The 20,148-nt window shown below is 72.1% G+C and carries 23 protein-coding genes; 9 read left to right on the forward strand and 14 right to left on the reverse strand.

From position 1 onward, the window contains the following. Window positions 1-174 precede the first annotated feature (174 nt). The 4 genes from nagB to ABD220_RS11585 all read right to left on the reverse strand — a co-directional run bounded on the left by nagB (window position 175) and on the right by ABD220_RS11585 (window position 2,949). Entirely contained in the window at window positions 175-987 is an 813-nt protein-coding gene (gene nagB, locus ABD220_RS11570; RefSeq protein WP_344122723.1) for a glucosamine-6-phosphate deaminase, read from the reverse strand. A gap of 69 nt (window positions 988-1,056) precedes the next feature. Then, the gene (locus ABD220_RS11575) at window positions 1,057-1,512 is read right to left on the reverse strand and encodes a class F sortase (protein WP_344122724.1); all 456 of its coding nucleotides are present in this window, start codon (window positions 1,510-1,512) and stop codon (window positions 1,057-1,059) included. A gap of 338 nt (window positions 1,513-1,850) precedes the next feature. Beyond that, window positions 1,851-1,997, reverse strand: coding sequence for a hypothetical protein (locus tag ABD220_RS11580; RefSeq protein WP_344122725.1), 147 nt, complete (start codon window positions 1,995-1,997; stop codon window positions 1,851-1,853). A 34-nt stretch (window positions 1,998-2,031) separates the two neighbouring features. Beyond that, window positions 2,032-2,949 (reverse strand): aminoglycoside phosphotransferase family protein, encoded by a 918-nt coding sequence (locus tag ABD220_RS11585; RefSeq protein WP_344122726.1) that lies wholly within the window; start codon window positions 2,947-2,949, stop codon window positions 2,032-2,034. Window positions 2,950-3,218: 269 nt separating this feature from the next. Between ABD220_RS11585 and ABD220_RS11590 the strand changes: the two genes are divergently transcribed. Further along, window positions 3,219-3,575: a hypothetical protein gene (locus ABD220_RS11590; RefSeq protein WP_344122728.1), complete on the forward strand. Its 357-nt coding sequence runs from the start codon at window positions 3,219-3,221 to the stop codon at window positions 3,573-3,575. Between the two features lie 218 nt (window positions 3,576-3,793). On the opposite strand, the gene cspE is transcribed toward ABD220_RS11590, so the two are convergent. Then, entirely contained in the window at window positions 3,794-4,000 is a 207-nt protein-coding gene (gene cspE, locus ABD220_RS11595) for a transcription antiterminator/RNA stability regulator CspE (protein WP_035923571.1), read from the reverse strand. 294 nt (window positions 4,001-4,294) lie between these two features. Between cspE and ABD220_RS11600 the strand changes: the two genes are divergently transcribed. From ABD220_RS11600 to ABD220_RS11620, 5 genes are read left to right on the forward strand one after another with little or no spacing between them, the layout of a single operon-like run. Beyond that, complete coding sequence (locus tag ABD220_RS11600; RefSeq protein ID WP_344122729.1) at window positions 4,295-5,053, forward strand: 5-oxoprolinase subunit PxpA; 759 nt, start codon at window positions 4,295-4,297, stop codon at window positions 5,051-5,053. A gap of 46 nt (window positions 5,054-5,099) precedes the next feature. Continuing rightward, window positions 5,100-5,339 (forward strand): acetyl-CoA carboxylase, encoded by a 240-nt coding sequence (locus ABD220_RS11605; RefSeq protein WP_344122731.1) that lies wholly within the window; start codon window positions 5,100-5,102, stop codon window positions 5,337-5,339. Window positions 5,340-5,342: 3 nt separating this feature from the next. Further along, window positions 5,343-6,707, forward strand: a complete 1,365-nt coding sequence (locus ABD220_RS11610) for an acetyl-CoA carboxylase biotin carboxylase subunit (RefSeq protein WP_344122733.1) — start codon at window positions 5,343-5,345, stop codon at window positions 6,705-6,707. Beyond that, window positions 6,704-7,624 carry a 5-oxoprolinase subunit B family protein gene (locus tag ABD220_RS11615; RefSeq protein WP_344122734.1) on the forward strand — a complete coding sequence of 307 codons (921 nt, stop codon included), beginning with the start codon at window positions 6,704-6,706 and terminating at the stop codon, window positions 7,622-7,624. The genes ABD220_RS11610 and ABD220_RS11615 overlap by 4 nt, the downstream gene beginning before the upstream one ends. After that, window positions 7,608-8,573 (forward strand): 5-oxoprolinase subunit C family protein, encoded by a 966-nt coding sequence (locus ABD220_RS11620; protein ID WP_344122735.1) that lies wholly within the window; start codon window positions 7,608-7,610, stop codon window positions 8,571-8,573. Before ABD220_RS11615 ends, ABD220_RS11620 begins: the two co-directional genes overlap by 17 nt. Window positions 8,574-8,694: 121 nt before the next feature. On the opposite strand, the gene ABD220_RS11625 is transcribed toward ABD220_RS11620, so the two are convergent. The 7 genes from ABD220_RS11625 to ABD220_RS11655 all read right to left on the reverse strand — a co-directional run bounded on the left by ABD220_RS11625 (window position 8,695) and on the right by ABD220_RS11655 (window position 15,099). Beyond that, on the reverse strand, window positions 8,695-9,795 hold the full coding sequence (locus ABD220_RS11625) for an oxidoreductase (RefSeq protein WP_344122736.1): 1,101 nt from the start codon (window positions 9,793-9,795) through the stop codon (window positions 8,695-8,697). Between the two features lie 117 nt (window positions 9,796-9,912). Continuing rightward, a complete protein-coding gene (locus ABD220_RS11630) occupies window positions 9,913-10,236 on the reverse strand; it encodes a hypothetical protein (protein ID WP_344122738.1) in 324 nt (107 codons plus the stop codon). Between the two features lie 63 nt (window positions 10,237-10,299). After that, entirely contained in the window at window positions 10,300-11,052 is a 753-nt protein-coding gene (locus tag ABD220_RS11635) for an SDR family NAD(P)-dependent oxidoreductase (protein WP_344122740.1), read from the reverse strand. Window positions 11,053-11,072: 20 nt separating this feature from the next. Beyond that, window positions 11,073-11,852 carry an SDR family NAD(P)-dependent oxidoreductase gene (locus ABD220_RS11640; protein ID WP_344122742.1) on the reverse strand — a complete coding sequence of 260 codons (780 nt, stop codon included), beginning with the start codon at window positions 11,850-11,852 and terminating at the stop codon, window positions 11,073-11,075. Then, window positions 11,849-13,186, reverse strand: coding sequence for an MFS transporter (locus ABD220_RS11645; RefSeq protein WP_344122744.1), 1,338 nt, complete (start codon window positions 13,184-13,186; stop codon window positions 11,849-11,851). The genes ABD220_RS11640 and ABD220_RS11645 overlap by 4 nt, the downstream gene beginning before the upstream one ends. Before the next feature lie 27 nt (window positions 13,187-13,213). Then, window positions 13,214-14,101 (reverse strand): polysaccharide deacetylase family protein, encoded by an 888-nt coding sequence (locus tag ABD220_RS11650; RefSeq protein WP_344122746.1) that lies wholly within the window; start codon window positions 14,099-14,101, stop codon window positions 13,214-13,216. A gap of 29 nt (window positions 14,102-14,130) precedes the next feature. Next, complete coding sequence (locus ABD220_RS11655) at window positions 14,131-15,099, reverse strand: asparaginase (protein WP_344122748.1); 969 nt, start codon at window positions 15,097-15,099, stop codon at window positions 14,131-14,133. 179 nt (window positions 15,100-15,278) lie between these two features. Here ABD220_RS11655 and ABD220_RS11660 point away from each other — a divergent pair, with 179 nt between their 5' ends. Beyond that, on the forward strand, window positions 15,279-16,280 hold the full coding sequence (locus ABD220_RS11660) for a LacI family DNA-binding transcriptional regulator (RefSeq protein WP_344122750.1): 1,002 nt from the start codon (window positions 15,279-15,281) through the stop codon (window positions 16,278-16,280). Between the two features lie 422 nt (window positions 16,281-16,702). Here the strand turns inward: ABD220_RS11660 and ABD220_RS11665 are convergent, their stop codons facing one another. Together ABD220_RS11665 and ABD220_RS11670 are read right to left on the reverse strand one after the other, a co-directional pair. Further along, window positions 16,703-18,052, reverse strand: a complete 1,350-nt coding sequence (locus ABD220_RS11665; RefSeq protein ID WP_344122752.1) for a permease prefix domain 1-containing protein — start codon at window positions 18,050-18,052, stop codon at window positions 16,703-16,705. Then, window positions 18,052-18,414 (reverse strand): PadR family transcriptional regulator, encoded by a 363-nt coding sequence (locus ABD220_RS11670; protein ID WP_344122754.1) that lies wholly within the window; start codon window positions 18,412-18,414, stop codon window positions 18,052-18,054. The genes ABD220_RS11665 and ABD220_RS11670 overlap by 1 nt, the downstream gene beginning before the upstream one ends. Before the next feature lie 169 nt (window positions 18,415-18,583). Between ABD220_RS11670 and ABD220_RS11675 the strand changes: the two genes are divergently transcribed. Then, window positions 18,584-19,156 (forward strand): GIY-YIG nuclease family protein, encoded by a 573-nt coding sequence (locus ABD220_RS11675; protein WP_344122756.1) that lies wholly within the window; start codon window positions 18,584-18,586, stop codon window positions 19,154-19,156. A gap of 164 nt (window positions 19,157-19,320) precedes the next feature. Beyond that, a complete protein-coding gene (locus ABD220_RS11680) occupies window positions 19,321-20,139 on the forward strand; it encodes a hypothetical protein (protein ID WP_344122758.1) in 819 nt (272 codons plus the stop codon). The last annotated feature ends 9 nt before the right edge of the window (window positions 20,140-20,148 follow it).

Here is a 20,148-nt window from a genome sequence, read left to right on the forward strand (position 1 = left end):
TGTCCCCTCGATTCCGGGAATGCTGATTTGCAAGCGCATCGTAGGCAGTTCGCAACAGCAACGTCACGTGTCAAATCGTGATGAACCCCGGGGCGGGGCGCGACGGGGCGGATTCCCGCGGAAACTGCGGCCTTTCCGCTGTGACCAGGTGCATCGGAACACATCGTGGTCGTTTCATGACGCGGGGTGTGGCGAGGAGCCCGGACCGGCCGGCGCCTCTCCATCCCCCCGGTCCGGGACAGGACGGCGACCGATCTCGAGCGTCAGCCCGCTCGCGGCGGCCTCGTCCAGCACCAGCGTGGCCCGGGGATGGAACTGCAGCACCGACGCCGGGCACCGAGCGGCCACCGGGCCCTCCACTGCTGCGGCGACGGCCGCCGCCTTCCGCTCCCCCTGCGCGACCAGGAGCAGCCGGCCGGCCTCGAGGATCGTGCCCAGTCCCTGGGTGAGGCAGTGGGTGGGCACGTCGTCGGGCCGGTCGAAGAAGCGTGCGTTGTCGGCGCGCGTCTGCGCGGACAGGGCAGTGACCCGGGTGCGAGAGGACAGTGACGAGATCGGTTCGTTGAAGCCGATGTGGCCGTTCGTGCCGATGCCCAGGATCTGGAGGTCGATGCCGCCGGCCGCGGCGATCGCCTGCTCGTACTCCTCGGCGGCCTCGTCCAGGTCCGCCCGGGAGGCGTCTGGCACCCGGACCTGCTCCCGGTCCAGGCCGAAGGGCCGGACGATCTCCCGGTCCAGGTAGGCGGCGTAGCTGCGCGGGTGCTCGGGTGCGAGGCCGACGTACTCGTCGAGGGCGAAGCACGTGAGGTGCGCGAGGTCGAGCGCGCCCTCGGCCCGGCGCCGGGCCAGCTCCCGGTAGATGCCGACCGGCGACGACCCGGTGGCCACCCCCAGCACGGTGTCCGGTGTCCCGGCGATCCGGGCCGCGACGACGTCGGCCGCGTACGTGGCGACGTCCGAGGCGTTCGGCACGATGACGATGTCCATCAGCTGCTCCTCCCGTGCGCTGGGATGCCCATTGTCCTCGGTCCGGTGGAGGGCGCTCCAGCGGGGCGGTCAGCCGGCGAGCCGCGCGTAGACGACGTAGTTGTCGTCGAACTCCCCGGTGGCCGGGTCGTAGCCGTCGCACGTGATGAGCCGCAGCTCGGGGCCCTCGGTGTTCCCGTACACGGCCAGCGTGGGGAAGGCGTCCTTGTCGTACTGTTCCCCACGCTCCACCACGAAGACCGCCGTGCTGCCGTCCTCGCGCGCCACCTCGACGGTGTCGCCCGGGGCGAGAGCGCGCAGGCCCGCGAAGACGCCGGGACCGCCGTCCGTGGCGTTGACGTGGCCGAGCAGGACAGCCGGTCCCACCTCGCCCGGGGTGGGCGAGCCGTTGTACCAGGCGGCCGGGGCGCCGGGATCACCCGGTGGCACCTCGAGGGACCCGTTCTCCCGGAGGCCGAGCCGCAGCAGTTCGGACTCCGTGCCGGTGCGGGGGATGCGGACGGAGACGGGTTCGGAGGCCGTCATGGCCGGCCCCTGCGCGCTCGGCGCCGGAGACGCGGTGCTCGCCGGAGACGCGGTGCTCGCGGGCGACGCCGTGCTCGCCGGAGACGCGGTGCTCGCCGGAGACGCGGTGCTCGACGGAGACGCAGCCGGCGGGGTCGGGACGGGCGACGACGCCGGGGCGGAGGAGGGCGCCGCCGACGGCGCGGAGGTCGACGCAGGTGGCGCCGGGGTGCTCCCGGCGCATCCGGTCAGCAGAAGTGCCGCGACCGTCGCAGCGGCCAGGAGGCCCCTGCGACGGTCGCACCATGAGCTCATCACGGAGGGTAATCTATCCGATCGGCTCGAGGGAGGCGCCCGGATCAGGACCGGGCGGCGCTGCGGCGGCGCAGGACGGGAGCTGCACCGGCGGCGGGGAGCTCCGTCTCGCCGCCCAGGACCGGTCCGCCCGCGGCGGAGCCGTTCCCGACGGCGACGCCGGTGTCCGCGGCGTCGCGGAAGGGGGACATGCCAACAGCCTCCGGAGGCAGCGGGTGCGCATGCTCAGGCGCCGGCGGAGGGATCCAGCTGGGCCACGGCGTGCCGGACCACGGCGTCGAAGTCCGGGCCGGCGCCGGGGTTCGCCGCCAGCGCCGCGACGTACAGGGCGGCCCAGGCGGCGGCGCGGGGCCACACGTCGTCGTCGTAGCGGCCGGTGCTCTCGACCAGCGCGCGGAAGCCGGAGCGCTGGTCCGCGTCGAAGGCCAGCCAGGCGCCGGCGAGGTCGGACGCGGGGTCCCCGGCGCAGACGTCCCCGAAGTCGATCAGGCCGGCCAGCCGTCCGCCCCGGTGCAGGAGGTTCCACGGGTGCGGATCGCCGTGCAGCCAGACCGGCGGACGTGACCAGGGGGCGGCGCGCAGACCGTCCTCGACGATGCCCCGGAGCCGCCCGGTCCGCCGCGCGCCGAACACCGCGGCCGTGGCCGGCCAGGACGGAGGCGCCGCGCGGAGCCGGGCATCGATCGGAACACCGCGGTAGGGGTTGCGCGGGGCGTTCCCCGGTGCCGGCCGGTGCAGCGAGGTCAGCGCCCGCGCCAGGTCTTCCGCGAGCCGGCCGCGGCGGCCGAGCGGCAGGGTTGCGACGGCCTCGCCCTCGATCCACGGGACCACCGTCCAGGGCCACGGGTACCCGGCGGCCGGCCGGCCGCGGAACACCGGCCGGGGCACGGCGATCCCCAGCGCGGCCAGCGGCGCGCCCGCCACGGCCGTCCACCGGGCCTCGTGGAGCAGGCACGGGACGGCGGCGCGGCGCACCGGCAGGCGCACCGCGTGGGCGGGACCGAGCCGGAACAGCGCGTTGTCCCAGCCCTGCGCCCCCGGGGACAGCGGCCGCTCCACGAGCCCGCGGAACTCCTCGGGAAGCTGCTCCTGGAGCAGGCGGCGCACCTGGGCCACCGTCGGCTGCACCTCGATCTCGGGCATCGTCCGCCCTCCTTCCCCTGATCCTGCCCCAGCATCGCCGACGGTGCCGTGCGTGCCCAGGGGCAGCTGCCGTCGGGGCCCGGAGTTCTCGGAGCAATCTTCCGGGACCCTCCGAGCCGGTCCGCCGAAAATGGAGCCGGCGCGGCCGAAACACCCCACCACGGTCCTCGTGCGGGAGACCGCGCGATACGGTGCCCTCAGTTGTTCCTGGTCCCACGCCGGTGGTGGAAGCACCCGGGGACGGATCCGACACGGAGGAAGCGCACACCATGGACACTCCTCGCTACGAACGCAGTCCCGGCGACAACGACCCCGATTCGCCCTACGCCCAGCAACGACCGGACCACCAGGAGGGACACCAGCCCGGCTACCAGAACGGCTACCAGCAGGGACCCGGCCCCGGGTCGGCGCAGGGTGAGAGCCACAAGCGCAACTCCATCATCATGGGCGTCATCGGGCTGTTCCTCCTCGGGATCGTGCTCGGCCCGCTGGCGATCTGGCAGGCGAGCAAGGCGGAGACCCTCGGGGTCAAGGCCACGGCGGGGAAGGTCCTCGGCTGGATCGACCTCGTCTTCGGCGTGCTGGGCCTGTTCGTGGTCTTCGGCGGTGGCGGCATGCCGGTCTGATCCGTGCCGGGCGCCGCCGTGCGCCGCATGCGGCCCGACGACCATGCGGCCCGACGACACGGCACCACCCCCGCGCAACAAGTCGGTGCGGGAGCTCGACGCCCCGACAAGTCCGCGGACAGAGAAATCGCCACCCGGCTATTGCCGGGTGGCGATTTCAGGTCGACGCCAGGGGTTCAGCCCCGCGCCGGAGATCTCACGAGGAGATCAGAGCGTTCTCACGCAAGCACGGTGATGTTCGCGGCCTGGGGGCCCTTGGGGCCGTCCTGGGTCTCGAACTCGACGCGCTGGTTCTCCTCGAGGGAGCGGAACCCGCCGGAGTTGATCGCGGAGAAGTGCGCGAACACGTCCTTGGAGCCGTCCTCGGGGGTGATGAAGCCGAAGCCCTTGTCGGCGTTGAACCACTTCACGGTGCCAGTAGTCATGGTGAACCTGTCTTTCTGGGAAACGGAGCGTCCCCGGCGATCGGGGTGCTCGGGCGTTGCGATGCCTGCCAAAACGTCTTCTCAGAAAAACTGCTGCGCCCGGTCTTCGGGCGAACTGCTTGAAATGCGAAAAACGAAACTTCAACAACTGGGGATGACTCTACAGGTGTTCGGGAAAAAGCACAGTGACGGGCCCCACTCGCCCCGGGACAGCCCCGCGATCGCCCGAGGCAGCGCCCGAGGGATCGCGCCAGGATCGTTCCCTCGGGCCCATCGCGTCCATAGGCTGTGATCATGGCCACACCTGAGACCCGCACCCGGCCCACCGTCAACTCCGACATGGGCGAGGGCATCGGCCTGCACCGCTTCGGCAACGACCCGGAGCTGCTGCAGATCGTCGATCTCGCCAACGTCGCCTGCGGCTTCCACGCCGGGGACCCGGACATCATGTCCGAGACCGTCGCCGCGGCCGTGGGCCACGACGTGGGCATCGGGGCCCATCCCTCCCTGCCGGACCAGTGGGGCTTCGGCCGCCGCGCCATGGTCCTCGCCCCCGCGGAGGTGGAGTCCCTGCTCCGCTACCAGGTCGGCGCCCTCACCGGCTTCCTGCTCCAGCACGGCGCCGAGCTCCACCACATCAAGCCGCACGGCTCGCTCTACGGCATGGTGGCCAAGGACCCCGCCCTCATGGAACCGGTGGCGGCCGTTGCCGCCGACTACGGCGTGGCCGTGCTCGGCATGGCCGGCACCGCCCACGAGAGCGTGTGCGCCGAGCGCGGCGTGCCCTTCGTGGCCGAGCTCTACGTCGATCTGGACTACACCGCCGAGGGCGGACTGATCATCCAGCGCACCCCGCACGCCACCGACCCCCGGTCCGCCGCCGACCGCGTCTCCCGGGCTCTCACCACCGGTGCGATCGAGGCCGCGGACGGCACGGAGCTGCCGATGCGCTTCGACTCCGTGTGCGTGCACTCGGACGCCCCGGGCGCTCCGGCCGTCGCCCGCGCCGTCCGCGAGGCCATCGACGCCCACCCGGCGTCCGTGGCCCATTGACCTGCCCCTCGTCAGCCCCGAGAAACCACCGAAAGGACTCCCGACCATGGCCGAGATCCAGTCCCCTCTCCCAGGCGTCTTCTACCGCAAGCCCGGTCCCGACAAGGATCCGTACGTCCAGGAGGGCGACCGCGTCGAAGCCGGACAGGTCATCGGCATGGTCGAGATCATGAAGCAGTTCACCGAGGTCCACGCCGACTCCTCGGGCACCCTGGAGCGCTTCGTCGTCGAGGACTCGGCGATGGTCAACCCGGGGGACACCATCGCCGTCGTCGCCGAGGGCTGAACCGTGGCGATCTCCACCCTCCTGGTCGCCAATCGCGGCGAGATCGCGGTGCGCATCCTGCGCTCCGCCAAGGACATGGGCATCCGCACCGTGCTGGCCGTCAGTGAGATCGACCAGCAGTCCCTGGCGGCCGAACTCGCCGACGAGGTCGCCGTCGTCGGCCCCGCCCCGGCCCAGGCGTCCTATCTCAACGCCGAGGCCATCGTCGCCGCCGGCCAGGAGGCCGGCTGCGACGCCGTGCACCCCGGCTACGGGTTCCTCTCCGAGAACGCCGCGTTCGCCCGGCGCGTCCAGGAGGCGGGGCTGACGTGGGTGGGTCCCTCCCCCGACGTCATCGACCTGATGGGCCACAAGACCCGGGCCCTGGAGGCCGCCATCGCCGCGGACGTGCCCGTCCTGCCGGGTTCCGACGGCCCCCTCACGGGCGGGGACGACGACATCCTCGCGCTGGCCCGCGAGGTCGGCTACCCGCTCGTCATCAAGGCCTCGGCCGGTGGCGGCGGGCGCGGCATCCGTCTGGTGCGCGCCGAGGCGGACCTGCTGAAGACCATCGATGTCGCCCGCGCGGAGGCTTCCGCGAGTTTCGGGGATCCGACCGTCTACCTGGAACGCTTCGTCGAGCACGCCCGGCATGTGGAGGTGCAGGTCCTCGGCGACGGGCACACGTTCCTGCACCTGGGCGACCGCGACTGCTCCCTGCAGCGCCGCTCGCAGAAGATCGTGGAGGAGGCCCCCGCCCCGGACCTGCCGGAGGAGGTGCGCGAGCGCATCCGGGACTCCGCCGTGAACCTCGCCCGGCTGTGCTCCTACACCGGGGTGGGCACGGTCGAGTACCTCTACGATCCCGCTCGGCACGAGGCGGCGTTCATCGAGATGAACACCCGCCTGCAGGTGGAGCACCCGGTCACGGAGTTCGTCACGGGCGTGGACCTCGTCGCCGAGCAGCTGCGCATCGCCTCCACCGGCAGGACCGAGCTGCGGCAGGAGGACATCACCTTCGAGGGGCACTCCATCGAGTGCCGGATCAACGCCGAGGACCCGGACCGCAACTTCCTGCCCAGCCCCGGAACCCTGACCCGTCTGGAGTGGCCCGAGGGCGAGGACTACCGGGTGGACGCGGGTGTGCGCGAGGGCGACACGGTCGCCCCGTTCTACGACTCGTTGCTGGCCAAGCTCGTCGTCCACGGCCACGACCGGCAGGAAGCCGTGCGGCGGATGGGCGAGGGCCTGGCAGCCACGCACATCGAGGGCATCAGGACCACGGTGCCGCTGCTGGCGAGGCTGGTCGCGGACCCGAAGTTCGCGGACGTGGAGCACTGGACCACCTACATCGAGACCGAGATGCCGACCACGGGGGGCACACGATGACCGATCAGACCACCGAGATCCTGCAGCTGCCCAGCGCCCGGTACACCTGGGGCGGGGATGAGTTCCTGTTCGTGGAGTTCGACGAGGCCATGAACCTGACCGCCAACTACCTGTCCACCACGGTGGCCCAGGGCCTCACCGGGCTCCAGCTCGAGGGCGTCGTGGACATCTGCCCCGCGAACGCGTCCCTGCTCGTGCGCTTCGACCCCGACGTGCTCGGTCCTGCAGAGCTCGAGCGCCGCACCCAGGAGCTCGAGAGCCAGGCCCGCAGCTCCGCCCAGCACACGGTGGACACGCGGATCATCGAGGTCCCGGTCTGGTACCAGGACCCCTACACCGCCGAGGTGGTCGCCCGGTTCCGCGAGGGCTACCACCAGGACCCCTCCGGCACCGACCTCGACTACGCCGCGAAGGTCAACGGCCTCGAGGACGCCGCCGAGTTCATCCGGCGCCACCACGAGTCCCCGTGGCTGGTGTCCATGGTGGGGTTCGTGGCCGGGCTGCCGTTCATGTACCAGCTCGTGCCTCGCGAGCGTCAGCTCCAGGTGCCCAAGTACCTCAGTCCCCGCACCGACACTCCCCCGCTGACCGTCGGCCACGGCGGGTGCTTCGCGTGCATCTACTCGGTGCGCGGCGCCGGCGGCTACCAGATGTTCGGCGTCGCCGCCGCCCCCATCTACGACCCCGCACAGCTCCTGCACGACTTCCGGGACTTCCTGATCCTGTTCAAGCCCGGTGACCTCGTGAAGTTCCGGCCCGTCGACGAGGCCGAGTACCGCTCCATCCAGCAGCAGGTCGAGGGCGGCACCTGGCGGTACAAGCAGGCGCCCGTGACCCTCGACGTCGAAGCCGCGCTCGCCGATCCCGTCACCTACAACCGCACCCTCCTGGAGGCCCTCGATGGCGCTGACAATTGAGCAGCCCGGACTGCTGACCACCGTCCAGGACCGGGGACGGATCGGGTACTACAACGTGGGCATCCCGCAGGGCGGGGCCATGGACCAGGAGTCCGCGCAGGCGGCGAACAAGCTGGTCGGCAACACCACCGGCGAGGCCGTGCTCGAGTGCACCTACACGGGCCCCGCCTTCACCGTGGACGCCCCGACGACGGTCGCCGTGACCGGCGCGGACCTCCCCGTGCTGGTCAACGGGGAGGAGCACCCGGCGTGGCGGCGGATCGAGCTGGCCGCAGGAGACGCCGTGAAGTTCGGCGTGCTCCGCGGCGGGGCCCGGTTCTACCTGGCCGTGCGCGGCGGCATCGCCGTGCCGGAGGTGCTGGGCTCGCGCTCCACCTACGCCATCGGGCGGCTGGGCGGGCTGGACGGCCGGAAGCTGGAGTCCGGTGACGTGGTGCCCGTGGGCGAGCCCACCGGCCTGCTGCCCGAGGTGCAGGAGATCCCGGAGCGCCTCCGGCCGGCCTTCGGGAAGTCGCTGGAGCTGCGCATCGTGTGGGGCCTCTACGACCATCTGCTGACCGACGAGGGCCGGCGCCGGCTGATCGAGGAGGAGTGGAGGCTCACCCCCGTGGCCGACCGCATGGGGCTGCGCTTCGAGGGCCCCGGCGTGGAATGGATCGAGCGGGAGCAGCCGTTCGGGGCGGGCTCGGACCCCTCCAACATCGTGGACGCCGGCTACGCCGTGGGCTCCATCCAGGTGCCCGGCGGCACCCAGCCGATCGTGCTGCACCGGGACGCGGTCTCCGGCGGGGGCTACGCCATGGTGGGCACCGTGATCTCCGCGGACATGGACCTGCTGGCCCGGGCCACCCCCGGAACGGTCACCCGGTTCCGCGCCGTGTCCATGGAGGAGGCGCTGCAGGCGCGCCGGGAGCGGGCCGAGCGGCTGGAGGAGATCTGGGCGCTGTGATCGGCTGAGGGTCCCGGACGACACGGGGCGGTGCCACGGCGGCACCGCCCCGCCCGTCGTCCTGCCCGCCGCCCGGGCACGGGCCGCGGTCTCCCCGGGCCCGGGCGGCGTGACGCCCTTGCTAGGAGAGTTCCAGTTCCCAGTCCTTGACGTCGGCCACGGGTGCGAGCAGATTCGCGTCGAGTGCGTCGAGGGGCAGGCCCTGGCGCACGCGCTGGGGCCAGTCCCGGTTGGCCAGAGCCGCCTTGCCGAGAGCCACGACGTCGGCCGCGCCGCTCTCCAGCACGGACACGGCCGTGTCCGGATCGTCCAGGTGCCCGTTGGCGATCACCGGCAGGCCCGAGTGCTGCTTCGCCAGCGCCGCGAGCGACGGCCCGTCGTCGCCGAAGGCCGGGGCGGTGGCGCGGTACTCGGTGGTGTGGATGAAGTCGATCCCGGTGGCGGCCAGGGCCGAGAAGATCACCTCCGCCTCGTCGGGCCCGCCGCTCCACCGGTGGTCGTGGTCGCTGACCTTGGCCTGCGAGATCCGGATGCCCACCGTCGTGCCCGGCCCCACGGCGTCGCGCACGGCCCGGCAGATCTCGGCGGCGAACCGTACCCGGTTCTCGGGCGACCCTCCGTACTCGTCGGTCCTGAGGTTGAGGTAGTCGGTGAGGAACTGGTCGAGCAGGTAGCCGTTGGCACCGTGGATCTCGACGCCGTCGAACCCGGCGCCCTCGGCACGGAGCGCGGCGTCCACGAAGGCCTGACGGACCTCTTGCATCTGCTCGGCCGTGATCTGCGCGGGGACGGGGTACGGGCCCTCACCGCGGTAGAAGCCCAGCTGCTCGCCCTTGGGGGCCACCGCGGAGGGGCCGATCGTGGAGTCCACGAACCGGTTGCCCTGGGCCTGGGCCCCCGCGTGCATGAGCTGGGCGAAGATCTTCGCGCCGGCCGCGTGGACGGCCCCGACCACCTGGGCCCACGCCTGCGCCTGGTCGTCGGTGGCGATCCCCGGCTGGAACAGGTAGCCCTGCCCGTGGGCTGCGTCGGGGTAGATCCCCTCGGTGATCAACAGCCCGAAGCCTCCGCGGGCGAAGGCCTCGTAGTAGGAGACCATGCGGTCGGTGGCATGGCCTTCCTCCGTGGCGCTGATCCGGGTCATCGGAGCCAGTGCCACACGGTTCTCCAGTCGGGTGGGACCGATCTGCAGGGGGGACCAGAGTGCGTCGAGGTCCGTCATGAGCATCTCCTTCGGTAGTGCTTCGGGGTGGCTGGGCCGGCCCCGGGGCGGCCTCCTGAGAGTGGAGCCGCCCCGGACCGGCCGTGGACCCGCGCCGTCGGCGGGGCCCTGACAGGGTCACACGGTGCCGGCGCCGAGGAGCAGTGCCCGCACGAGCCGTTCCGCGTCCATGGGCGGCGCGCTGTGGTGGGTTCCGGCCTCGAGGATCCGCTCGAGACCCGCGTCCTCGTCGACCGGCAGGGCACGCCGGTCGGCCAGGCGCTGGTCGACCAGGGCGTCGGTCAGCGTCTCGACGTCGGGGAAGACCGTCTGCGCTCCGGTCCGGGAGCCCAGCACCCACTGGTCACCGAGCACGGTGATCCTCGCGCGGCGCCCCACGCTGCGCCGCAGCTCCGCCAGGACGGCCGGCTTCATCCCGTGGAGGTTGATGTAGGCCGTCACCTTCGAGACCGCACGTCCTCCGGGGCATCCTGCGCACATCGTGAGCGTCTCCTCTCCTGCCGGCTACGGCATCACGTCGCCGCTGTTGGGCCCCAGCGTCTGGCCGGTGTACAGGTCGCCGCCCGGCGAGGAGGCCAGCAGCAGCGCGGTGGGCGCCACCTCGTGGGCCTGGCCGAAGCGGCCGATGGGCAGCTCCGCCTGCTTGGCGGCCTTCCAGTCCTCGGACAGCCCCTCGATCAGCGGCGTCACGATGGGGCCGGGCGCGATCGAGTTGACGAGGATGTTGTGCTCGGCGAGCTCCAGCGCCATGGCCTTCGTCATCCCGATCACCCCGGCCTTGGCCGCCACGTAGTGCGTCAGGCCGGTCCCGCCCTTGATGCCCAGCTGCGAGGCGATGTTGATGATCCGCCCGCCGCCGCGCTCCACCATGTGGGGCGCGGCCCAGCGCGCGGCCAGGAACACCCCTTTGAGGTCCACGGCCAGGACCTTGTCGAACGCCGCCTCGGTCATCTCCAGCAGCGGCGTCTCGTCGAGGATGCCGGCGGCGCTGACGAGGACGTCGATCCCGCCGAGCTCCTCGGCCACCCGGTCCATCGCAGCCCGCACGGCCTCGCCGTCGGTGACGTCCACGGCGAGCGCCGCGGTCCGGCGGCCGAAGGCCCCGGTCTCCTCCGCGACCGCCTGGGCGTGCTGTTCGTCGCGGTCCAGCACGGCGACGTCCGCGCCCTCCCGGGCGAAGAGCACCGCGATCGCCGCTCCGATCCCGCTGCCGCCGCCGGTGACGACCGCGACCTTGCCCGTCAGTTGCTGTTCCATGTCTGCCTTTCCTGGGGAGCTCAGCTCGGCCAGCGGACGGTGAGCCCGCCGTCGACGATGAGCTGCTGCCCCGTGACGTAGGCAGAGTCGTCGCTGGTGAGGAAACGGATGGTGCGCGCGGCCTCGTCGACGTTGCCGACCCGGCCCCACGGGATGATCGAGCCGGCGGCGTCGAGGCCCTCACGGCCCAGGGAGTTCACCGGGTCCAGGGACTGCGGGCTCTCGATCAGCCCCGGGATGACGGCGTTGACCCGGATCTTGCGGGGGGCCAGCTCGACGGCCAGCGAGCGGCACAGGCCGATGAGCCCGGACTTCGCCGCCGCATAGTGGCTGTGCTCCTCCCACCCGTAGACGCCCCCGGCGATCGACGACGTCGCGACCATGGCCCCGCCCCGGCTCATCCGCGTGCTGCAGGAGCGGAAGACGCGCATCACGCCGGAGAGGTCGACGGCCATCATGTCGTCCCACGCCTGGTCGGTCATCTCCGCCAGTGACGCCCGGCGCAGGATGCCGGCCGCGGCCACCGAGATGTCCAGCCGGCCGTGCTCGTCGAGCGCGGTCTGGGCGAGCGTCTCGGTGTCCTCGAAGCTGCGCACGTCCATGGGGACGGCCGTGCAGCGTCCGCCCGCGGCCTCCACGGCGCGCACCGTGTCGGTGGCGTCGTGGGGGTCCGCCGGGAGGTAGCCGATCACGCTGTGCGCACCGGCCCGTGCGTAGGCGACCGCCAGCGCCCGGCCGATCCCGCTGCCGCCGCCGGAGATGACGGCGACCTTTCCCTCGAGACCGTCGTCGCGGATCATGCGAACACCGTCGACTTCTTGTGGGCGTCGTCGATGGTGCGGGTGCCGGCCATGCACAGCGCGGAGACCAGCAGGCCGCCGGTGCCGGCGACGATGGCCGCCCACTGCATGTCGATCTCGAGGAAGAGCAGCAGGCTCAGCACGCCGGACCCGGCGATGCCGCCGAGGGGGGCCATGACGTGGGCGACGTTGGTGCCCATGCCGCGCACGTGGGCGGGGAAGGACTCGCCCATGTAGAACAGCAGGGCCGCGTAGGGACCGGTGAGGAAGAACAGCGTCAGCGCGTACATCGTGTAGATGAACCACGGGGTGCCGGGGCCGAGCAGCATGGCCAGGCTCACGATGCTGCCGGCGAACCAGCCGAGGACGACGGCGCGCTTGCGGGTGATGCGGTCACCCAGCCAGCCGTGGAAGACGTAGCCCACGAAGCCGACGGCGTTGGCCAGCACCAGGATGAAGAGCGCGTTCTCGAAGGTGACGTCCTTGGCCTCGACCAGCACTGTGGTGCCGAGCACGCCGAAGACCTGGATGGCGAACCAGTTGAAGAACCACGCCAGGGCCAGCAGGGTGGTGTGCTTGCGCAGCTCCGGGGTGAAGACGTCCTTGAAGCCGGTCTTGTGGTGGCTGCCCTCCTCCAGGTCGTGCTCGGCGGCCAGCCGGTGGGCGCCCTCGATGTCTCCGGCCGCACGGCGCCGCTGCACTTCTTGGATGGCGGCGAACGTCGGGGACTCCGGCAGGCGTGAGGCGAGGAGGGCGACGAGCAGGGCCAGGACGGCCGCGACGACGAAGCTCCAGCGCCAGCCGATGACCGGCAGCAGCAGGGCGGACATGCCCGCCGCGACGAGCGCGCCCACGGGCCAGCCGCCCTGGACGAGGGAGTACATGAGGCCGCGGTTCTTGGCCTCCTTGTACATCTCGTTGAGGTAGACCGCGTTGACGACCTCCTCGGACATGGAGAACCCGGAGAAGGACCGGATGAGGATCAGGCTGACGGCGCCGGCGGCCAGGCCGGTGAAGCCCGCCGCGGCCGCGCCGCCCAGCATGAGCACCACGAGCGCGTTCTTGCGGCCCATGCGGTCGATGATCGTGCCCACCGCCAGGGCGACGATGAAGATGCCGACGTGGGCGACGGTGTTGACCGCGGTGGCCTCGGCCGGGCTCCACCCGAAGTCCTCCGCGATGACGGGCAGCAGCGTGCCGAACAGCGTGAAGTCGTAGACGGACACGACCCAGGCGATGAAGCAGACGATGGAGACCTTCCGCACCATCTGCGGGGTGATCGTGACGTCCCAGGGCGCGACGTCGGGAGTCTGGTGGGAACGGGGTGCGGACATGGTGGTGGGTCCTTCGGACGAGCCGGCTCAGCCGACGTTGCGGGGATTGCGGGCGGCGAAGTCGCGGGCGACGTCCTCCATGAAGGCGAACTCCACCCCGTCGTGGCCGGCGATGTGGTCGAAGAGCCGCTCGAGCATCAGCAGGTTCTGCGGCCGGCCGCAGACGTCCGGGTGGATGGTGAGCGGGAAGACCGCGTAGTCCATCTCCCGGTACACCCAGTCGAACTGGTCCTTCCACAGCTGCTCGATGTCCCGCGGGGACACGAAGCCGTGGCTGTTGGGGCTGGACTTGATGAACATCATCGGCGGCAGGTCGTCCAGGTACCACGAGGCCGGGATCTCGATGAGGTCGGTCTCCTCGCCCCGGACCAGCGGCTTCATCCACTCCTTCGCGGAGGCCGCCTCGTAGTCGATCTTGGTCCAGCTGTCCCCGACCCGGACGTAGTACGGGGTGTGGTCGTCGTGCATGAGCGAGTGGTCGTAGAGGAAGCCGCGCTCGAGCAGGATCTCGTTGGTCACCCCGGAGAACTCCCACCACGGCGCCACGTAGCCCACCGGCTTCTTCCCGGAGCGGCGCTCGATGAGGTCGGTGCAGTAGTCGAGGATCTCGGTCTCCTGCTGGCGGGTCATCGCGATGGGGTTCTCGTGGGAGTAGCCGTGCACGCCGATCTCGTGACCGGCGGCGACGACCGCGTCGAACTCCCTCGGGAACGTCTCGATGGAGTGCCCCGGCCAGAACCAGGTCACGGGCATCTCCCGGCGCTGAGCGAGCTGGAGCAGCCGGGGCACGCCGACCTCTCCGGCGAAGAGACCGCGGGAGATGTCCCCCGGGGAGTCCTCCCCGCCGTAGGAGCCGAGCCAGCCGCCGACGGCGTCGACGTCGATGCCGACGGACACGTAGATCTTCTTGGACATGTTGTCTCCTCTGGTGGTGGGTGGATGTTCTAGAGGTGGGCCGTGAAGGCCTCGGGGAACCCGGCGGGCGAGGTCCCGAGAGAGAGCAGGAGAGCGGCCAGGATGCGCGCCTGCAGAGGATTGAGATCCCCGGAAGGAACGGCGCCCGCGGCGACGAGGTCGGTGCCCCCGCCATTGCCGTAGACCGGCACCACGGGTCCCCACGGGGCCCGCGTGCTGAGCACCACGACGCAGCCGGCCTCGACCGCCCGGGCGACGGACTCCGCGAAGCCGGGACCGGCGTTGCCGACGCCCGATCCGGCGAGGACCACGGCTCGCGCGCCGGAGCGCACCGCGAAGTCGAACAGGTCCGGGGTGGCGCCGGTGTGGGCCGTGATGATCTCGATGCGCGTGCTGTCGAAGGACTCGGGCGGCAGCGACAGCGCGGGGCGCCGGACCGGCCTGGCCGTGACGACGAGCTCGGACCCCGCCATGTGGGCCACCTCGGCCCCGCCCTGGAAGGGATTGCTCGCGGTGGTGTGCGCCTTCCGCGCCCCACGCGCCGAGCGGACCGTCCCGTCGAAGGAGATCAGCACGCCGCTGCCCCGCAGCCCGGGGGACGCGGCGGCCAGCACCGCCTCCTCGACGTTGCGCGGGCCGTCCGGGGCCGGGCTGTCGGCCGGCTGCTGGGCCCCGGTGAGCACCACGCTCTTCGGGGAGGAGTGCACCAGCTCCAGCAGGAACGCCGTCTCCTCCAGGGTGTCGGTCCCGTGCGTGACCACCACCCCGTCGGTGCCCGGATCCGCCAGCGCCTCCTGGGCCGCCTCGGCGATCAGCCGCAGCTCGGCGAGGCTCAGCCGGTAGCTGCCCGTGGTTAGGACGTCGCGGGACGAGACGGTCAGCTCACCGTACTGGCCACGGGCCAGCTCGGCCGCGGTGTCCGTGGCCACCGCGCCCTGCGCGCCGCTGCCGCGGGAGGCGATGGTCCCGCCGGTGCCGAGCAGTTGGACATGGGCCACTGCCCGTCTCCTCTCTCGAAGGGTCCGCCCGAGCGACCGGGCAGTTCATGCAATCGAATGCCGCAATCGATTGCGTAAAGTCTTGGGGTAGACCCTAGGGCGGATCTAGAGTGATGCGCAACACATTTACGCAGATTTAACGTCCGTTACTGTGTGGCAACAGGGACGAGGAGGTGAACATGGGCGCACGGCCGGCGGTCACGCTCAAGGCCCTCGCGGGTGAGCTGGGCCTCAACGCCTCCACGGTCTCCCGGGTGCTCAACGACCCCAAGGGCCTGGACTCCAAGTGGGCCTCCCGGGACACGAAGGAGCGCATCTTCGCGCTCGCCGAGGAGCGCGGCTACCGCAAGAACCCCTATGCCGCCTCGCTCCGCACGGCGAAATCGCACATGATCGGGGTGGTGGTGCCCCGCCTGCAGGACTACGTCCTGGCCACGATGTACGAGGGCATCGACGAGGCCGCCTCCGAGCACGGCTACTTCACGGTGGTCTCCAACTCCCTGGACGCCCCCGCGGCCCACCGCGCCAAGGCCGAGAAGCTGCTGGACCGCCGGGCCGACGGGCTGATCTTCGGGGACGCGCTGTTCGAGGACCCCTTCCTGGACGAGCTGGCCAAGCGCGGTGTCGCCTTCACGCTGGTGAGCCGGCGCTCCCCCGGGCACCGTTCCGTGACCTGCGACGACTACACCGGGGGGCGCATGGTCGCCGAGCACCTCGTCGCCTCAGGCCGGAGGACCTTCGGCCTCATCGCCGGCAATCCGCGGGCCTCGACCTCGATCGACCGGTGCGCCGGGTTCCTGGACGCGCTCGCCGAGCACGGCCTGGGCGTGGACCCGGCGCGAATGGCCCCCGGCGGCTTCGACGCCCCGGCCGGCAGCCTGGCCGCGGAGCAGATCCTCGCCGCGGGGCCGCTCCCCGAGGCAGTGTTCGCGGTCAACGACTTCGCGGCCATCGGCGCCCTGGGCGTCTTCGCCCGGGAGGGGATCACGGTCCCGGAGGACACGGCTCTCGTCGGGTTCAACGACACCCCGCTGGCCGGCAGCGTGGGGCTCACCACCGTGCGCTCCCCCATGCACCGCATCGGGCGGCAGGGCTTCGAGATGCTGATGGACGTCCTGGACGGCCGGGACGCCGAGAGCATCCAGCTCCCCCCGGAGCTCATCGTGCGCACGAGCGCTTAGCCTTTCGGCACCTCCTGCGACCGTGCCCCCGTCGAGGAGCTGCTGCAGGGCTGGCCCGAGCCGACCTCCCCGGACCACCGGGGCGCCCACGGGCTCGGCCACCGGCCGTGGGGTGCCCCCTGAACCGGGGCGAGGGCCCGCGGCAAGTCGGTGCAACTGTGGACAGAATGCGAATCGATCGAGTAATCACCCGGTGTTAGTGTTGATGCATCACGCAGGTGATCAGCCGGGGGGCTGAGCCGCCGCGTGAGGATCGCGTCAGAACGACCGGCCGCATTGCCGCCGGCACGACGTCGATCATGACGCCGCCGTCCTGGTGGCAGCGGGCCACGGACCAGCTGGTCAGTCGTCGGGGGGCGACTCCCCTGTCACCAGGACGCGCAGGCCCCCGCCGGCAGCCGCCCGTCCGGACACCCCGTCGATCAGCCGAAGGCGAAGACGAGCGGGAAGACCACCACCACCATCGCGGCCCACACGCCGTAGACCGGCAGGTAGCGCGTCTGCCAGCGCTCGAGCTCGGCGAACGGCCGCCGCCCCCGCAGGCACCCGGCGCTCAGCCAGCCGGCCCGGACCAGGTGCACCAGCAGCAGCAGGTTCAGCCCGAGCGCGGCGATCTTGTTGGGGCTGAAGCCGAACTCGGCGATCCTGGTGAGCATCGCGCTCAGCATCACCGCGTCCACCGCCAGCGCCGCGACGACGAGCACCAGCTGCAGGCCGTCGAAGAGACCGGGCGGCTCGAGCGGGTCCCGGGCGGAGAGCGCGTACAGCAGCAGCGCCAGGACGAGCACGAGGATCGCGTCCATCAGGATCAGCAGCCCGCGGTCGACGTCGACGAGCCCGCCGGCCGCCGCGAGCACGGCCAGGAGGGCCAGCAGCATCACGATCGTCAGGGGCGTGAAGACGCGCGTGAGCACCGGGGCGATGTTCTCGACGACGTTCTGCTTGGCCTCGACCAGCCACGCGGCCACCACGAGCGCCCCGGGCACGGCGAACGGCAGGATCCAGTCCTCCAGCACCGGCTCCAGGTCGGCGCCGACGACCTGCAGGGCCCCGAACGTGAGCCCGACCAGCACCGCCCCGCCCAGGGCCAGGAGCGTGTAGTAGATCACGAGCTCGCCGGTGAACCGGACGAAGTCCATCCGCCGGCCGTCGGAGCGCCACCTCCCGCCCATGTAGGCGATTCCGGCCAGCAGCCACAGCACCACCGGGGCGTGCAGAGCCGCCAGCAGCTCGGTGGAGCCGCCGGGAACGAACGGATAGGCGTTGAGCACGACCGCCAGCACCGCGAAGGGCACGAGCAGCCCCGCCACCACGCGGGCAGTGAGCCGGCGCTTCCACGCGAAGTACGCGGCGAGGAAGGGCGTGACGAGCAGGCCGAGGTTGCGCGCCAGCGCGGCCTCGTCCCCCAGCCAGGCGATGCCGGCCCTGACGGCCACCCCCGCGCCGACCGCGAGCGCCAGGACGACGCCCAGCTCCCGCCACGGCGGCGCGCCGGCGGCCTCGGCGTCCTCGGGGACGAGCACGAGCTGCTTCCACAGCCGCTCGGAGTGCTCGCGGGCGAACTCGTGGGAGACGGCGTCGAGATTGCCCATGCGCTTGATCGCGACCAGGAAGGCCTCGTCGTCGTCGAGCCCGGTGGCCCGCAGGTCGGCGACCTGTTCGCGCAGGTGGTCCTCGAGCTCGTCGACATCGGCCGGGGAGATCGCCTGACGGCGCTGGACGTAGCCGCGCCACCGCCCGATCTGGGCCTCCTGCTCCGCGCGCAGTTCCATCACGCCCACCGCTCGGTCGTGGCGGGCGGCTGCTGGGCGGCCTGCCACACCTGCCGCAGGGCGTCGGCCACCACGGCCCACTGCTCCTGCCGGTCGGCGAGCGCGGCCCGGCCCGCCGGGGTGATCGCGTAGTGCTTGCGCCGGCGCCCGGCCTCCGACGTGCCCCACGAGGACGACACGTGGCCGAGCCGCTCGAGCCGATGCAGCAGCGGGTAGAGCATGCCGTCGGTCCACTGCATGGAGCCGCCGGAGAGTTCGCTGACGCGCTTGAGGATCGCGTAGCCGTACAGGTCTCCGTCCGCCAGGATCCCCAGCACGAGCGGGGTGGCCGAGGCGGCGACCAGGTCCTTGTCGATGCGCACCGCGCCTCCTATACCTAGTGGTGCTATGCATTGAACCCTAGCGGTGCTAGGTATGGCAAGAGGCGCCGCAGAACGACGACGAGGACCGCCGGGGCTGGGCACCGCCGCGTGCTGCGCCTACAGTCGAGCAGGAGTTGCAGAAGAGAACGACTGTGGAAGGCGGTGACCCATGAGCACGTCGCCCACTGCGCCCGCACTCGCCGAGCTCCCGCTCAGCACCCCGCTGCAGGCGGGGATCCACCACTCCCGCGGCGTCTACTCCTGGTGGCTGGACACGGCCCGCTCGCCCACCCCGGAGGCGGCAGGGCTGCAGCTGCCCGCGGTGCCGCGGCTCCGCCACAGCTCGGGGACGGCCGAGCTGCTCTACGTGGGCCGGGCCCGGCGCGACCTCCGCCGGCGGATCGCCGGCCAGCACCTGCAGCGCACCCGCTCCTCGGCGCTGCGGCGCACGCTGCTGGCCGTACTCCTGCCCGGGGACCCGTCCTGGCGGGACGGCGCGGCCCTGGACGGGCGGGACCGGGTGGTGCTCGACGAGGCGCACGAGCAGCGGCTGACCGCATGGATGCAGGAGCACCTGCTGCTCGGCTGGGCGGGGTGCGGGACGAAGGACGACGTCGACGCCCTCGAGCAGCGGTGGGTCGCCGCGCACCAGCCGGTGCTCAACACCGAGGGCACCGGGCACGGCCGGGAGCTGACCGAGCTCAAGCGGGTCTACCGCCAGGGCCTGCCCGCCCGGTCCTGATCCCGCCCCGGGCGTTCCTCCTCGGCGCCGCCGGGCTCCGCGGGGGCAGAGCAGCCCACGCGGAGGCACCGGGAGCGGGCCATCCGGGGGATCGGCGCACGGGGAAATCCCACGGACGGTGACTACAATTGGGGCTCAGGAACCACGGTCTTCGGGGGCCCACCATGAGGAACACCGAGAGCAGCGGCGCCGTCGTCTGGCTGGCAGTCATCGGCGCGGTGGTCTTCGTCGGCCTGTTCCGGTTCCTGATCCTCGGCGGCGTGACCCTCCTCGGCCTGGCCCTGCTCGGCCTCCTGGTCTGGCTCAGCGCCGGCTTCATCACCAGCCAGACCCGCGCGACCCGGCAGACCGCGCCCCCGGACGACGACGACGCCGAGCAGCCGCTCCCCGCCCGGCGGTTCGGGCAGACGTCCGCGGAGGAGGCCCGGGCGGCCGGGGCGTCCAACATGCGCACGGCCTGGATCTCGTGGCACCTCCGTTCCCTGCCCCCGCCGGAGGACAGCAGGGATCCCCGGCTCCTCACGGGCACCCTGTCCGTGGTGCCCCAGGCGGACTGGGACGTGGACCGGCTCCGCACGCACGGCCGGGCCCTGTGGTCCCTGCGCCGCGCCGCCCGGCGGCACGACCTGCTCGACCAGCTGGACGCCCGCCTGGACCGCGTGGTCGCCATGATCTCCGACCTGACCGACGACGAGTTCGACACCGGCCTCGGCCAGGTCAACGACCAGTACCTGTACCACCCGGACCGGCAGGTCCGCACCGCCTACCTGGAGGGCGGCGCGCTGGGCGTGGAGCTGATCATGGACGCCGTGACCGCCGCCCGGGCCCAGGCCCGGGAGGACGCCGCCACGAAGGCCGCCGCGGAAGCCCTGGCCCGGCAGCGCACCGCCGCGCTGCGCGCCCTGCGGGAGACCTACCACCCCGCCGAGGGCCGGGACGCCCGCACCGCCTGGGACGAGCAGGCCGGGAAGCTCGAGGAGTGAACCGGCCGG

Source organism: Kocuria aegyptia, from assembly GCF_039530085.1.
Lineage (GTDB): Bacteria > Actinomycetota > Actinomycetes > Actinomycetales > Micrococcaceae > Kocuria > Kocuria aegyptia.